The following is a 17,328-nucleotide window of genomic DNA, read 5'->3' as shown; positions in this document are numbered from 1 at the left end:
CGGGACGCTTCGCGTTACATGTCGCGCAGCGAAACGCCATCCCATCCTAAGGTCATGCTCCGCAAACGACCGCTTTTTTCCCCTTCAAAGGGGAGGCTTTAAACCACAATTATTTAATTAACAATTAATAATTAATAATTCGGTAAAACACTACTTATAAAACAGAAAAAAAAATTCTTATTGTAATCCTATGTAGGTTTAAATAAATGAATGGTAATTATTGCTACATGAATCATAAATAAGAATTATTCATCCAGGTTTGATTAAATGATACTTAAATTATCAGTAAATTCTGGGAATAATTTATTATTTTCTCTTAATTTAAAGATGCTAATTTTTTTCCTACCACTGTATTATAATTAGGTAGGAACTCAGTACAAATGCGAGTGCAAGTGACCTAATTTTCGTGATACACTTGATCCAGATCCTTGACGTTATTCCATCTTACTTACTCTTTCATTAAATTGTCAAGGGGACGGGATGAATTTTTTTAAAGATAAGGGATTAAAAAAATAGGTTATTGAGATTTCAACAACCTATTACCCACACGAAACTATAAACCCAGTTTCTTTGCGTAAGTCTTATGGATATTAGATAATAGTAAAATCATCATTTACATCCAGAGCAACAACCCCACTAATATCTAATTCTGCTAGAATTTGAGAATCATCACCAACCGTATTATCCCCAGTAGCATCATAAATTAGATAAGTCTTACCTTCTACTTCATACGCAAATAAACCAGGCGTTCCGGAAATTAAAACATTTTCAGAAATATCGGTAGTTTGTACCTTAGTGGCAATGTTCTCTAAATTAGAAAGCATTGTATTAGAGAATGCAAGAGTATCGCCACCAACTACACCTAAATCATCAAAACCAGTAATGCGGTCGAACAAACCAGCACTAATGGCAGTACCAATAGAAGCAGCATCAGCAGCATTAAAGGTTGCTCCACCACCATCATTAGCACTGGTATAAACAAAGGTATTGTCGCCACTATCATCAGACAGGGTATCTACTCCGAGACCGCCGACAAAAGTATCATTACCATCACCACCATCTATGGAGTCGTTACCTTCACCACCCACTAAGCTGTCATTATCATCATCTCCAGTTAAGGTGTCGTTACCTCCTAAACCTTCGAGAGTATCATCACCTCCAGTACCATCAAAATTATCATTAGACTCACCGCCAACTAGGGAGTCAGCAGCATCTGTAACATCTAGAATATTGACAGTAAAAGTGGCAGTAGCTTGATCGATACCATCAGTAACAGTGTATTCAACGACCTCAGTACCAATTCCTAACTGTTCAAATGAACGGAATTGAATCTGAGTAGCCTGGTTATTTGAATTGCCCAAAGAAGGAGACTCATTATCCTGAGTAGTTGTAATTAAAAGGGCATCTGGTCCATCAACATCGCTGTCATTTGCCAAAATATCTATTATAACGCTATTGTCTAAACTGATAAATACTGGTCCATCATCAACAGCAATGGGTGGGTCATTGACAGGAGTAACATCAATACTAATAACTTGAGTAGCGGAATTATTTTCATCATTGCCATCATCAACGATATAACTGAAAGTTCCGGCATTTCCGTTAGCATTCTCAACAGGATTAAATATTAATGATGTTAGTTGCTCTGTGGTTAACTGTTGACCAATAGTTACGGCAGAATTATCTGATAATTCTACTTGTCCTATTTCTTCATTAGGAATACTGTCAACAGTAATAGTCAACTCATCCCCATCAGGGTCAGTTGGTGCTGGAATATCTAAAGTCTCAGTGGTATCTTCCTCCAAAGTGACAGTCTTATCAGCTTCTACTTCAGGGGTTCGGTTCCCTTCAATGATATCGATATTTAACAACCCACTGGTAGTTCCCCCGTCTTGGTCTGTTACTAGGAAATTAAAGCTATCAGTGCCAAGACTGCCCGTAGTAGTTGCATAAGTAATTTCCCCATTATCAAGATTTTCTTGAGTGAATGTGCTGCCTACTGCTAAAGTTTCCTCTCCTTGTTGGAGTTCCCCTAAAGTCGGTAGTTCAGTGAGAGTATATTGCAGGGAAGCAGGGGTAGCGGTTTCCACATCAGGGTCAATAAATTGGAGATTTTCTGTAGCAATAACTTGAGTTTCACCAAGAGTAACATTTAGGTCGGTTGTTGTACCAACAGGAGGATCATTGACTCGAATATTAAAGGTGTCTGTAACTTGACCGCCATCAATATCGATAACTTGGAAACTAAATGAGTCATCGTTTGTATTATCACCTGTATGTTCGTAGATAACTAACCCACTATTGATATCTTCCTGGGTGAAAGTATTTGTGGGGTTCTCTGACTGTTGCAATATTCCTGCTGTTACTTCAGTGGTGACTGTGTAGGTAAAGGTATTTGTACCGTTATCTGCATCAGTTGTCTGCAATAAATTCTGATTTATAGTTCCTGTTTCCCCTACGTTGATGACCAGTTCGTTATTATTGGTAACTTCAGGAATGTCATTTACTAAGATATTAGCAGTGCCAACCCCTTCACTAAAAGCATTTGTTCCACCTATAGTTGAGATGTCTGTTAGTTGAGTTGTATTACTGCTACCATCGGTAGTATCCCAACCACGGAATTCGATAGTAGCATTACCAAGGAAGTCTGTGTTAGGAATAAAACGTAGGCGGTCTGCGTCTGTAGCTGTTAATAAAGTGGTACTACTATTACTAACGTCTACCCAGTTTTCGCCCTCATCAACGGAATATTGCCAGAGACCGTTACTATTATCAATTTGAGTAATAGCTATTCCGCTACTACCTCCTCCATCAGCATCGGTAACTGCACCAGCGATAATATCGGCAATGGGAGTACCAGTATTATTAATCTCATTTTCATTGATAGTAGTTAGGGCGATATCTTCTGAGTCTGTTAGCAGTGGTGCATCGTTTAATGCTTCTACTTCCACAGATATAGTATCTGTTTGAGTAGCAGTATCATTATTTGCTGTTTCGGTTGCTGTTGCTGCAACTGTTAAGTCAAAACTAAATATTGTTCCTGTCTCTCGGTCTCTAGGAGGCGAGATGGTTAAGTTGGCTAATTCGTCTGGTGTTAATATCCAACTGCCATTACCTTGATCCGTTCCTGCGGAAAGAGTTGCTCCATCTGGTACGCCGGAAATAGTAATAGATAGAGTTTCGGAACCGCTTGTATCAACTAAGCTAGAAGTTATACCCAGAGGTAGATCGTCTTGGTCTGTACCCGATACAGTGGGCGTGGATACTTCTAAGTTTGGTGTATCAGCAACGGGAGTAACATTAATGGTAACTGTTGCTGTATCTGTTAACCCTGTGCTGTCGGCAACAGTATAAGTGAAAGTTTCTGAACCACTGAAATTCTTATTGGGGGTATAAATAAAACTGTCTGCTGTTTCTTCTAAAGTGCCATTTTGGATATTATCAGCAGCAAATTCAGTAATTGTAATTTCGTCGCCATCAGCTTCTGTGTCATTTGCCAAGAACTCAGATTTATCAATGGTAATATCTGTATCTTCGTTAGTTTCAAATTCATCGTCGTTTGCTTCTGGATCGGCGTTGCCAAGTTCAATATTAATATTCAATAACCCACTGGTAGTACCGCCGTCTTGGTCTGCAACAACATAACTAAATGTATCTGTACCAACTTCTTCTCCTTGATAAGTGAGACTACCTTGGTTGATATCTTGTTGAGTGAAAGTATCTGCTACTTCTAAGGTGGTGTTGTCTAGTTTAATGTCCCCACTGGTTGGAAGTTCAGTAAGTTGATAAATTAGAGTTTCTGCACCAACTTCAGTATCAGGGTCTTCTGCTAGGAGATTTGCGTTTGTAATTTCTACCTGCACTTGTTCGTCAACAGTTAAATTATTGCTAGTAACTGTTGGTGGTACATTAACTCGAATTTCAAATGTGTCTGTGGTTTCTCCCCCTACCTGATCTGAGACACTGAAACTAAAGGAATCATTTTCAGTATCATTAGTATCGTGTTCGTAGGTAAGTAACCCTTGCTCGATATCCTCCTGAGTAAAACTGGTGAAACTTCCTCCATCAATGAGTAAATTACCACGACTAGGTAATTCTGAAACTGTATAAATTAAAGTAGTGTTACTGTCATCAGTTGTTTCTAGGAGACTATTATCTATTATTCCTGTCTCTTCTGTATTTACTACTAATTCATTATTTGTTGCCACCAATGGTAAGTCATTGATACTTATATCAATTACAGCAGTATCAGTTTGAGCATCCCCCTCTCCTGTATTACCTTGGTCATTTACGGAGATACTGATAGAATCACTACCTGAGTTATTGCCAGTATAAGTGAGGGTGCTAATAGCTTGGTTAATATTATCTAAATTCCCTGTAAATACTATTTCAGCATCTGCTTGACCATCACCAGTTGTAAAGGTGAGACCAGAAGTAGAGTTAAGGGTGAGGTTACTGTCAATAGTTTGGGAATTTGTGGTTTCTAGACTAACTTCTAAGTCTCCATCACCTGCATCAGGATCTGTTACCTGAATACCAACAATATCTAATTGTTCGCCTTCATTAACCAGTTGTTGGTCGTTAGGAATTGTAATTTCTGGCGGATCGTTAACATTGATCAAGCTGATCGTAAAGGACTTAGTAAAGGTTTCTGAAGCATTGTCAAAAGTTCTGACTTCGATCTCATAAGTTTCTTGTTCCTCAAAGTCTAGGTCTGCTCCCTCTGCTACAACTAACTGATCCTCATTGATAGCAAACCGTCCATCAGCATTATCAGTTAATCTGTATACATGACTATCATCCTCATCTGGGTCTTCTGTGGTAAATGTACCAACAAGTGTACCTGCTTCACTGTTTTCTTCCACACTGTCGTTATCTAACAGAATGTCAGTGGGAGGTTCATTCAGAGAGGGTGGTGTGACATCCTCTGGATCGGGGGTAACAGGTGGTTCTGTAGTTACTGGTGGGTCTGTTACTGGTGGTTCTGTTACTGGTGGGTCTGTTACTGGTGGGTCTGTGTTAACTGGTTGTGGGAAGAAATTATTAGGGTTGAGAGTGGTACTATCAACTCCGATTAAAATTGCTAACGTATCACCATTAGCATTCCGAATAACAGTGTCACTACCCTCATTAGATATTTCTAAGTCCTCAAACCTCAGATCGCCTGCAAAACTAATGAGGTCTTCAGCAGTATTAAAGTCAGTAATAGTATATAAATTATCAGACTCCCCAAAATCTGCAATTACAAAACTATCTTCACCCTCACCCCCAGTCAGAGTATCGTTACCGCGACCGCCGATCAATAGATCGTCACCCTGACCTCCATCAAGAGAATCATTTCCTCTACCCCCTGAGAGGAAATCATTTCCTTCCCCACCATCAAAGGTATCGTTTCCTCGTTCGCCATTGAGAGTATCGCTACCTTCACCTCCTAATAACAAATCATCATCTTTACCTCCAGATAAAGAATCATCTCCCGTACCACCATCAAGAGTATCATTACCTTGATTTCCCGATAGAGAATCATTATCTTCATCTCCTGAAATACTATCAGCATCTTGACCACCACTGATGAGGTCTAAACCTAAACCTCCAGAGATTAGATCGACGCCACTCCCACCCAAAAGGGTGTCATTCCCAGCATCACCGAATACAGTATCATCACCTCTATCTCCTGAAACAAAGTCGTTGTCTTCTCCTCCTGCTACATTATCATTTTCTTTACCACCATAAATAATGTCCCTACCTTCTCCCCCTCGAACTGTATCTGATCCGCGATCGCCAAATACTGTATCATTTCCAGCATCACCTAAAACAGAGTCAGCATCTCTGCCACCTCGGAGACAGTCATCTCCTGCACCACCACTAATAGTATCATTACCCCGGTTGCCGTTAATTTGGTCATTACCGTCTTGGCCAAGTAGAGAATCACTTTCATCTTGGCCAAATACAGTATCATTTCCACTAAGTGCGGAAAAGGTGTCGCTGAAGGCACTCCCAAATACTAGATCGTCTCCATCTGTTCCTACTGCTTCTCCCCCAGGTAGTAAAATACCTCCTCCCGGTGCTGTGGGTGTAGGAGTTGCTGGTGGCACTGTTGTAACTGGTGGCACTGTTGTGACTGGTGGCACTGTTGTAACTGGTGGCACTGTTGTAACTGGTGGCACTGTTATAACTGGTGGCACTGTTGTAACTGGTGGTTCTGTTGTAACTGGTGGTTCTGTTGTGACTGGTGGTTCTACTATGTCTATTAGTATAAAGTCATCATCATCATTAAAGAAACCGAACCTACCACCTAATTCAATTATCGGCCTACCATCAGAAGTTGTAGGTGGTGGCGTTGGTTCTGGCGTTGGTTCTGGCGTTGGTTCTGGTGTTGGTTCTGGTGTTGGTTCTGGCGTTGGTTCTGGTGTTGGTTCTGGCGTTGGTTCTGGTGTTGGTTCTGGTGTTGGTTCTGGCGTTGGTTCTGGCGTTGGTTCTGGTGTTGGTTCCGGTGTAGGAATTGGTTGTAATGGTACAAAGTTACCATCATCATCAAGGAAACCTCGTATGAGAAAACCATTTATTATCCTTGTAACTATCCCAAGATTTATCGGTGTTCCTGCTGCTCCCATTTTTATACCTCTTAATTAATAGATAAGAATTTTCTTAGTATGAGACAATCTCAATATCTTTTTGTTGATTTAGTTGTATGATATGGTAATATTGTTGACCATAAAATTTGTCTTTTTACAGATTCTTGATAATTTTTATAGTTTCCAAGTTGCTGCAATTCATATAATATTCATTCTGATTTAACATTTTTCATCGTAAATGGAGTATCAACTATTAAATTAATGACGGAATGACACAGGAAATTGTTTCATTCTACTTATTTCCGCTTTAGTCCGTGCTGCAAATTTAACTTTTGACTTCTGACTTCTAACTTCTGACTTCAGCTATAATATCACCTCCTCTAGTTAAATAAATTTAAAATCTGAAGAATCAATAGTAGTATTAATAGCATCAGGAAAAACCGGAATATTATTAAGAACTGCTAAATCAAAAGCAGGATTAGCATCATCCTCAAGATTAGGGTCATATCCTAAAACAACTTTGCCATTTAAACTATTATTTACATAAATAAAGAATGCTGGACTTGTCCCAGAACCATTTTGATTGTTCAAAATAGAATTCACTTGCTGCACATTGTCAAATCTATTCTCAAAAATAATCAGTTCTTGTTCGCTAATATCTTGACCTTGTGAACCTAAATTATCCAGAGAAATTATCACACTAGAAAATTCTGTAGCAGTTCCAGGAGGATTAGTTAAATTACCAAAATTACTTGATCTAAACAAGAATACATCTACATTACTACCATTAAAATCAGTAATCACATCTACTCCTTCGTTGGGAACTTCAAAAAAGAAAGCATCATCTCCTTCATTACCAGTTAATCTGTCGGCACCAAATCCACCATTTAATATATCATCTCCTACATCTCCATTGATCGAATCGTTACCTTCATCACCACGAACAAAATCATTACCTTCATCACCATTGAGAGTGTCAACTCCTGCACCACCACCAATAGAGTCATCACCGCTACCACCAATTACCCTATCGTTACCTAGCCCACCAAATAAGCTATCGCTGCCAGTTTGGCCTAGAATACGGTCATCATCAGCACCCCCATCAATAGTATCGTTACCGGAATCACCCGTAAGAGTATCATTTCCCGCATCACCTAATAGTGAGTCGTTGTCATCTTCACCAGATAGGGAATCATTACCTGTACCTCCGTCAAGGGTATCGTTACCGAGTCCACCTGCAAGAGTATCTTGTTGTTCTGCTCCTAATAATAGATCGCTGCCGTCTTCTCCTAACAAAGAGTCATTATCAGCACCACCGTCAAGAGTATCGTTACCTACTCCTCCGAATAATGTATCAGTTTGTTCTGCTCCAAACAAAGAGTCGTTACCAGCTTCACCTAATAAGGAATCTGCTCCTGACCCTCCATCTAAAACATCATTTCCACCACGACCACTTAGAGTATCGTTGCCTGCATTTCCTATTAGGTAATCACTTTGTTGAGTACCATTGATGTTATTATTACCATCCCCTCCTTCATTCACATTATCCACAACTGTAATGCTAAAAGATGTACTGGGAATAGTTCCACCATCACCATCAGAAACGGAAAAGGAAAAAGGAAAATTACCTGCTGTATTACCTGGGGTATATAGAATTAAGTTGTTATTAATATCAGCTTGAGAGAAAGTATCACCCTGATTAAGAGTTTCATCAACTAACCTAAGATTACCTTGTGTTGGTATTCTAAGAATGTTGTAGGTAATTTCTTCTGTGGTGTTGTCGGTGTCTGTAACTAAAAGATTGGTATTGAATATATTTTGTCTACGTCCATTTTTGACGGCAATAATACCTCGGTTGTTTACTAACTCTGGTGGATCGTTGACTTTGATATTGACTTGGGCAGTATCAGAATTACCATTGCCGTCACTAATACTATAGCTGAAACTGTCATCTCCTAAAAATCCTGCATTGGGAGTATATATATAAGTTGTACTATTTTCTTCTACTAATGAGCCATTTTGCGGTCTACCGATAGCAGAAATACTCAGAGGATCTCCTTCTGGATCGGAGTCGTTTTCTAGTAATTCTTCAGCAGTAATAGTTAATGGTTGATCTTGATTAGTTGTGAAGTTATCATCTTCTGCTTCTGGTGGTGAGTCTGGGTCTACCGGGTCTACTGGGTCTACCGGGTCTACCGGGTCTACCGGGTCTACCGGGTCTACCGGATCTACCGGATCTACTGGGTCTACCGGATCTACCGGATCTACCGGGTCTACCGGGTCTACCGGGTCTACCGGGTCTACTGGATCTACCGGGTCTACTGGATCTACCGGGTCTACTGGTGGCGGAAACCCACCACCACCAGTAAAGCTACCAGAATCAATAGTGCTGCTATCAACTCCTACTAATACTGCTAAGACATCACCGTTAGTACCACCTACACTAATAATTGTATTATCGGGGTTGTCTTCTGATGCAAAAATACTTAGTTGTTCAAAACTTAAACCATTACTCAGACCAATTAAATCTTCATTGCTAAAGTCATTGATAAAGTCTGCACTACTAACTCCTGGACCTCCTGAGTTTGGTGCAAGATTAAAGGTATCTTGCCCAAGACCACCTGTAATCGTATCTGCACCAATATCTCCTGAGAGAAAGTCTGCACCGACTCCTCCTTCTAGGGAGTCTGCATCTCTTCCGCCAAAAAGTACATCATCTCCTGCGTTTCCTTCTAGAATATCTCTACCTGTTTCTCCAAACAAGGTATCTCCACCATCATTTCCTAATAAGCGATCGTCACCTGCACCGCCAACTATTGTATCATTGCCAATATTACCAGCAGCTACATCATTGCCCCGATCGCCAAATAATAGGTCATCTTCTCCACCACCCACAATACTGTCATTCTGCTTACCTCCAAAAATAGTATCATCACCTTCACTTCCTAATATAGTATCACTGTCGCGATCGCCAAATAATATATCGCTACCACTATTTCCTAGGAGAGTATCTAAATCTTTACCTCCCCGCAAACAATCATCTCCCAGACCTCCGTCGAGAAAATCATCTCCGGCATTTCCGTTCATTTGGTCTTGACCTTCATCCCCTAGGAGAGCATCATTTTCATCTAGTCCAAAAACTGTATCATCTCCAGACAATGCTAAAATTGTGTCTGATATTTGACTTCCAAGTATGGAGTCGCTGAGAGTAGTTCCCTCTCCTAAACCTTCAATAAAAATTGGTGGTGGTAGTTCGACTTGTCGTTTAGTTCTTTCTGTCATCTTGATTTTTCCTCATAACATAATTATTTTTTGAGAAAGGTAAGGGAATAAAAATGTTTACTTAATTCCCTACTCCCTACTCCCTACTCCCTATTCCCTAATTCTTATATAAAGTCAAAATCATCAGCCTCAATAATAGTTGATATTTGGTCTGCGTCAGGTTCAATAGATTCGAGGATACCCAACTCAAAAGCAGGCAAACTATCATCAGCCAAACTTGTGTCATAACCAAGCACATATTTGTTAAGTTTACCATTCAAGTAAACAAAGAAAGCCGGGCGATCGCTCGATCCATTTTGTACATTTAAAGCAGCATTGACTGCTTGTACATTATCAAACTTACCTTCAAAAATAATCAATTCTGCATCAGCGATACTCAGACCTTCAGAACCAACATTTTCGTTTTGGAGAATCACACTAGAAAAACCATCGTTAGTTAAACCACCAAAGTTAGCAGATGTAAATAGGAATGTATCATCACCTTTACTGTCAAAATCAACGATTCTATCAACGCCTTGGTCAGCCACTTCATAGAAGAAGAAGTCGTTACCGGCACCACCTGTGATTCTGTCAGAACCAGATCCTCCAGCCATAGTATCATTACCCACACTACCGTCAATCTGATCGTTGTTATCACCACCTTGGATAGAATCATCTCCTATGTCACCAAGAATAGCATCTTGACCTGAACCACCATCTATAGTATCGTTCCCATCATCACCAACCAGAGAGTCATCACCTGTATCTCCGAATATTGAGTCGTTTTCTGAACCCCCTAAAACGGTGTCTGCTCCAGCGCCACTACTAATAGTATCGTTATCAGCACCACCATCTATTAGATCGCTACCTTCTCCTCCAGTTACAGAGTCGTTATCAACTCCACTGCGAATAGTATCATTACCTGCATTGCCAGCTATAGTGTCTTCCCCATCTGCTCCCAGAATAGAGTCGTTACCTTCTCCTCCAACGATACTATCACCACCATCTCCTCCTAATAAGTTATCATTACCTGCCTCCCCAAAGAGACTATCATTTCCTGTATCCCCAAAGAGACTATCATTACCGTCACCACCAAACACGCTGTCGCTACCATCTCCCCCTAGGAGAGTATCTTGTTGAGATCCACCAGATAGACAGTCATCACCAGCGTTACCAAAAATAGAGTCATTTCCTTCATCACCACTAATATAGTCACTGCCACTCAGACCATCAATGCTATCATCTCCTGCCAAACCCAAAATATTATTACTGAGGGCAGTACCAGTGAAGTTATCAGCTTCATTAGTTAATGTTTTAGTATCATCTGTAATACCGATGCTAAATGAAGTTAGAGGAACTTGACCGCCAGAAGTATCTGAAACAGTATAACTGAAAAAGTCGTTACCTGCTGTATCATCTGGAGTAAATTGTAGTAAGTTATTGTTAATATCTTCTTGAGTGAAGGTGTCTCCCTCTCTTAACCGGGAGTTGCTTCCTATTCTTAGTTCACCTAAATCTGGAGCATCTGCTATTGTGTAAATTAACTCACCAGGAGTATTGTCAGCATCTGACGCTTGTAAATTATTCTGATTAATGAACCGTATACCCGAACTTTTTTCTACTACTATACCAGTATTGTTAACTAGCTCTGGTGGTTGGTTAACTGTAATCGTAACATTAGCACTATCGCTTCCTCCATCACCATCACTAATAGTGTAGCTGAAACTATCAGTACCAATAAAATCAGTATCCGGGGTGTATTCAAATATTCCATTGCTTTTCACCACTAACTCTCCATTGGAAACTGAAGAAAAATCAGTTACTGTCAGTGGTTGGCCTTCAGGATCGGAATCGTTTTCTAAGACATCGAACTCTACAGATGTATCTTGGCTAGTTGTTACCTCATCATCTTGCGCATTAGGTGGAAGGTTGGGAATAGGCGGTGGTGTTGGGTCTACTGGGTCTACTGGGTCTACTGGATCTACTGGGTCTACTGGATCTACCGGGTCTACTGGGTCTACTGGATCTACCGGGTCTACTGGATCTACCGGGTCTACTGGGTCTACCGGGTCTACCGGGTCTACCGGATCTACCGGGTCTACTGGGTCTACCGGATCTACCGGGTCTACCGGATCTACCGGGTCTACTGGATCTACCGGGTCTACTGGTGGTGGAAACCCACCAGCACCAATAAAATTACCAGAATTAATAGTATTACTGTCAACTCCGACTAAGATAGCTAAGAATGGACCATCAGAACCATTTTGAATGATGGTATCACGACCTCCTGAAGTAGGACTTTGGAAAATAACTAAATCGTTAAAACCAAGACCACCTCCTAGACGAATTAGGTCTGTATTACCATTAAAGTCAGCAATAACATCTGCCTCAAAAATTTCTATGCCACCGTTTTCAGGACTAATAAAAAATGTATCGTTACCCTCACCACCAATAAGAGTATCTGTACCTAAACCTCCTGCTAAAGAGTCGTTACCAAAATCTCCTTGAACTTGGTCGTTACCATCCCCACCATCTATGGTGTCGTTATCTTCGTTGCCACTCAGCAGGTCTGCTCCTGAACCTCCAAATATTGAATCGTTGCCAGAATTTCCTTCAACTATATCATTGCCTTCATCACCAAAGATGGTATCATTCCCGGCATCTCCAAATACGCGATCAACACCAAGACCACCGCTAACAAAGTCGTCTCCAACGCCACCACTAACAAAGTCGTTCCCTGGGCCACCAAGAACATTATCGTTACCATCTCCACCTAAGACAGCATCATCACCTCTGTCACCAGATACAAAGTCATCTCCTGCATCACCAGAAACACTATCATTACCTTTACCCCCAAATATATTATCTCTACCATCTCCTCCATTTACAGTATCATTACCGCGATCGCCATATAAGATATCATTGCCATCTTCTCCTAAAACAAAATCATCATCTTTCCCACCACGGGCGTTATCGTTACCTTGATTTCCTGTTACTGTATCATTGCCTCGACCTCCATTGAGAGTATCGTTATCTGCGTCTCCTCTAATTTCATCATTGGCAGCTTCACCGAGAATAGTGTCATCTCCCCCTGCTCCAAATATCACATCTACTTGGTCACTACCAATTAAAAATTCATTATTAGGACTACCTTGGAATACTCCCTCTACTCTGATGGGCGCTCCTTCATTGAAAACCCTAATGTTAACTGTTGCTAGGGAACTTGTTGTGCCATTACTTGTCTCGTAACTAAAGCTATCTGTTCCTATAAAGAAGTCTCTGGGGGTATAAGTAAAAGTACCTGTGCCATTTTCAACTAACGAGCCATTTTTCGGCAAGCTAAAGTTACGGACGAATATTTCATTTCCTGTAGGATCGATGTCGTTCTCAAGCACATTGAAACTAACTGCTTGAGCTTGATTTGTGGTTACGTCATCATCTACAGCTATTGGTGGTGGTGGTGGCAATGGCGAATCGGTTGGTGTTGGTTCTGATGGAGATGGTGTTGGCAATTCCACAAACTCGCCATTAATAATCAAACCAATGAGTCTGCCATTATCATCTCTAACTTGGATAACTTCTGTTGGTGGTGGGGTTGGTGCTGGTGTGGGTGTTGGTTCTGGTGTTGGTTCCGGTTCTGGTTCCGGTTCTGGTTCCGGTTCCGGTTCTGGTTCTGGTGTTGGTTCTGGTGTTGGTTCTGGTGTTGGGTCTGGCGTTGGTTCCGGTGTTGGTGTTGGTGTTGGTTCTGGTGTTGGTTCTGGTAGTGGTTGTAATGCTACAAAGTCACCATCATCGTTAATGAAACCTCGTACAAGAACCCCATTTATTTCTCTTGTAACGATTACAACATTTGTACTTACTGCTGATGTGCCCATTCTTGATTCTCCCTGTAAAAATTATCTTTAAATTTGTTTGCGTTCTTTATTGACAAATAGTTATTTTTATAGTATTTAAAACATTAATTTTTCATTAGTCCTAAATTTGACCAAAAATTACAATAAGTATTTATTCTGAATTGTCTAACTAACCAGGATAAGACGCAGAACTGTAGACCAAAGGTAAAAGTGGTCCTGTTTGTTCCTGTCCATTAACAGCAAAATCGCTGTGACAAAGGTAAATCCGATGTTCATTTGACCCATTAACTGAACTAGAGTGGGAATAAGTTACACGACTTAACAAATCTAACAAAATTCGTCGCAATCTTTCCCGATCGGATTTTTGAGTATCTTCAATAGTCCAACAATTTCCTAACTGGCCCTGCAAGAATAATGGCGCTCCATAAAGAGTGGCAGTACCTCCACTTAACCAGAGAGGAGAACCAACATCTAACCAAAACTGCCATCTATGACATTTGCGACTAGCTCGGTATTGAAAAATTGTCGCCAAAGTAACTGCCGGAGGTGAATGACCTATTGAACGGACTGGGTATGGGTTCGCACTGACAACACCTCTGCGTAAAAACTGGATAAATTTCTCAACTGTACTGGAGGATAAACCTTCTTCCACTGGGTCATCAGTTATACCTTCTGTTACCTGAAGTTGGGAGTTTTGTTGTAGTCTGCGCTCTACTTCCCAATAGTGGGTTGCTGTTTCCATCAACTCTCGTAGCGCTGATAATTCAGCAAAAGAAAGATAAGTAGAAATAAAAAATTTCTGAATTGCTCTATCTAGCAAAAAGATAGGGTTAGGCAGTTGACGTTCTTGTTGTTGCGATCGCTGTTTTTCTATCCACTCTAAAATCTGATTATAAACACGAGTTGCTCGATATCCCACCCTATCCCATCGAGAAAAAGTTTCTATGGGTAGTAAGCGTGGATGTGTAATATCTGGATAAAAGCAATGATCCGCTAATAAACCTGCCCGGACTGGATCTATATCATTATTCTTTTGTAAATTTTCCTGACCATCTATTTCTTTTTCCCCTTTAGTAATTGACCTCTGACTTAATACCACCAGCATTTCTGCCACAGCATTACGATCTACTAGACGACCCAAACCTGGATAAACTAAAGTTAAAATACTTAACAATGCTCGGATCATCGGATAGCTTATTAGAGGACGTTGTTCTTTGAGAGATTCCACAGCAATTCCAGCATGGTTTAGAATTGAAATCAAACTATAACGAGCGATCGCATCTAAACCAGGAGCTATTATTGCTACTTCTTCAGGTTTTACTATACCCAAATTTATATCTTTAACGATCACCTCTGCTGTTTCTCGTAATAAACCTGCCCGTGATCTAGTTTCAATGGATTGAAAATAAGCTGGAAGTTGATAAATAGAAGTATTCAAGTAATCATCGACGACTAATTCGACAATAGGTTCCCCTATTTCTTGTGCTAAATTCTGAGCTGCCTCCAATGCTTCTATTTGACAGCCTTTCTGTAGTTGTGCTAGATATTCCGGGTCAGCCCCCAAACCTAATCTAATTGCACCATCAGGATTATAAGTGAAAACACCTACAGCTCCATGATCTAACAGAAAGTCGAACAACTGATAAGTTATGGCAGGATATTCATCCACATCATCTGCCAATACAAACGGATAACGATGAATTAAATGTTGCTGATAGGTAGAGTTTGGCAGTAGATACCGCCAGTACAACTCCGTAATTATTCCGTAAGTTAGCAAACCTCTTTGACAACACCAATGTTGCCACTGTTGCAGTAATTCTACTATATTGGCATAAAAATTTTCTAGGGTACTTGGTGAACCAGCCCCTACTTCCTCAAATCCCTGTTGTAAAATCATGCCGATTTCTTCTGTGGGCGTGCAACTGAAAGCAGCCAACTGAAATAAGTCTAGAGTTCGACGTATCATCCGCTCTAGACTTACTCCTGGCTGTTGTAGTTTCTCTATCTGAGGACGCCAAAATCTGCTAGCAAGTTCCTGTTCTGTTTCGGGGCGTAGTCGTAAAGGAAATTGTCCCCTCAAGTCCAAAGCTTGGATTAGCAATGGCCAGAATAAGATGACCTCATCCTCAAAAAAACCTAATGGGGTAGTTGAGTGATAGGGGTATTGTTCTGATGTGGCCTCGGAAATTCGGTCCATCAAATTAATCCGGTTCTCTGCATTAGCGGCCAAGATTAAGATTTGGGGTTCAGTATGTTGGAAGTTCCCTATTTGATCGTGGTCTTGCTGGAGCCTAGTGGCAGCTATATCACTTTGAGAATTTTCTGGCCTTACTGTGGGGAAAACTTGATTGAGGGGAGATTGAATCTGTTGGCCTTTGATGCAGAATTCTTCTATTAGTCGATTTGTTTTACCGCTAAGAGTTGGCCCTGTAATCCAAAGAGAAGAAGATGGCAATTTCAGCTATCCTTTGTCTGGTTAAGAAACTAGATTATATTACAGAATTATTTGTGTTGATGCTATGTTTATAGTTCGTATTTTTCTTTCTGTTAGTTAATCCTAGTATCCCAGTCTAAAAACTATAACGTTGTAGTTTTTTGTGATAATTTTCTCTTGCTTAGTATCAGTAAAATTAAGACTAGAGAGTTTTTAGTTAGGGAGTCTATCTCAAAACTGTAACGTTGGAGTTTTTTGTCAGAATTTTCTTTTGCTTAGTATCAGTAAAATTAAGACTAGAGAGTTTTTAGTTAGGGAGTCTATCTCAAAACTATAACGTTGGAGTTTTTTGTGATAATTTTCTCTTGCTTAGTATCAGTAAAATTAAGACTAGAGAGTTTTTAGTTAGGGAGTCTATCTCAAAACTGTAACGTTGGAGTTTTTTCTCAGAATTTTCTCTCTGTTAGAGTAACTCAAAATTGAGACTAGAGATTTTTTGTAAATAATATCATGTTCGGATCATCAGTTATAAATAAAATTTAAGCTCTGAGAGTAGAGAAAACTTCTACTTTTCTCCTGACTCCTTTCTCCAAAAATTCTGACTCCGTACGGACGTTGCATAACAAAAATGCGAACGTCCCTACCTCCTGACTCCTTGGTAATTATTTATAAGTATTCAACCGAACATGATATAACCCAATGTTAAAAAAAATAGCAGATAAATGGGAATTTGAAAGTGAGGCAGCTTTAGAAGATTTTGTCTGGGAAAATTTGCCCGATCTATTTAATTTAGAACCTCTGAAACGTCAACATATTGTCATGGGGGAATGGTGCGATATTTTAGGAATATCAGAAGTACGGCAATTAACAATATTAGAATTGAAAAATATTGAAGACCGTTATGTTGTGCAGCAGCTTACTCGATATTATGAAAATGTCTTAACAGAAAAGCCTTTTTCCCAGAAAGTAGATTATCAAAAGTTGGTGCGGTTAGTAGCGATCGCTCCTTCTTTTCACAGACATAATTTCATTGATTTAAAATATAGCAAGCTGAATTTAGAGTTTTGGTTATTTGAGATTGTTCAAGAAGGAAATCAAATTTATTTCTATTTGAAAAATATTGATGGTCAGATATTGGTTAAGTTAAAAATTCCTCTTTCTGAAGAATATGTAATTAATCCTGAAAAAATACCTAATGTAACTT

At 40.0% G+C, this 17,328-nt stretch carries 6 protein-coding genes; 2 read left to right on the top strand and 4 right to left on the bottom strand.

The genetic code is table 11. The features are described 5' to 3' along the window. Window positions 1–590: 590 nt before the first annotated feature. Window positions 591–6,167: a cadherin-like domain-containing protein gene (locus tag AFK68_RS35930; RefSeq protein WP_210407735.1), complete on the bottom strand. Its 5,577-nt coding sequence runs from the start codon at window positions 6,165–6,167 to the stop codon at window positions 591–593. Between AFK68_RS35930 and AFK68_RS40495 the strand changes: the two genes are divergently transcribed. Next, a complete protein-coding gene (locus tag AFK68_RS40495) occupies window positions 6,118–6,633 on the top strand; it encodes a hypothetical protein (protein WP_210407734.1) in 516 nt (171 codons plus the stop codon). The genes AFK68_RS35930 and AFK68_RS40495 overlap by 50 nt on opposite strands. Before the next feature lie 326 nt (window positions 6,634–6,959). On the opposite strand, the gene AFK68_RS32220 is transcribed toward AFK68_RS40495, so the two are convergent. The 3 genes from AFK68_RS32220 to AFK68_RS32190 form a co-directional block, all read right to left on the bottom strand. Then, on the bottom strand, window positions 6,960–9,857 hold the full coding sequence (locus tag AFK68_RS32220) for a cadherin-like domain-containing protein (RefSeq protein WP_094678243.1): 2,898 nt from the start codon (window positions 9,855–9,857) through the stop codon (window positions 6,960–6,962). Window positions 9,858–9,961: 104 nt separating this feature from the next. Then, a complete protein-coding gene (locus tag AFK68_RS35925; protein ID WP_143438524.1) occupies window positions 9,962–13,711 on the bottom strand; it encodes an Ig-like domain-containing protein in 3,750 nt (1,249 codons plus the stop codon). A 148-nt stretch (window positions 13,712–13,859) separates the two neighbouring features. After that, window positions 13,860–16,145, bottom strand: a complete 2,286-nt coding sequence (locus AFK68_RS32190) for a hypothetical protein (protein ID WP_094678241.1) — start codon at window positions 16,143–16,145, stop codon at window positions 13,860–13,862. Window positions 16,146–16,823: 678 nt separating this feature from the next. Here AFK68_RS32190 and AFK68_RS32185 point away from each other — a divergent pair. Beyond that, window positions 16,824–17,328, top strand: a 505-nt coding sequence (locus tag AFK68_RS32185; RefSeq protein ID WP_371357652.1) for a hypothetical protein, incomplete at its 3' end; no start/stop codon positions are given.

It is taken from the genome of Hydrocoleum sp. CS-953 (assembly GCF_002260545.1).
In the GTDB taxonomy this organism is placed as follows: domain Bacteria; phylum Cyanobacteriota; class Cyanobacteriia; order Cyanobacteriales; family Microcoleaceae; genus Trichodesmium.
The sequence above is the reverse complement of the archived record's forward strand: the minus strand, read 5'-3'. Positions and strand labels throughout refer to the sequence as shown.

Coding starts and splice junctions, on each gene's coding strand:
- AFK68_RS32220 (WP_094678243.1), bottom strand. CDS start 9,857: ATGACAGAAAGAACTAAACGACAAGTCGAACTACCACCACCAATTTTT.
- AFK68_RS35925 (WP_143438524.1), bottom strand. CDS start 13,711: ATGGGCACATCAGCAGTAAGTACAAATGTTGTAATCGTTACAAGAGAA.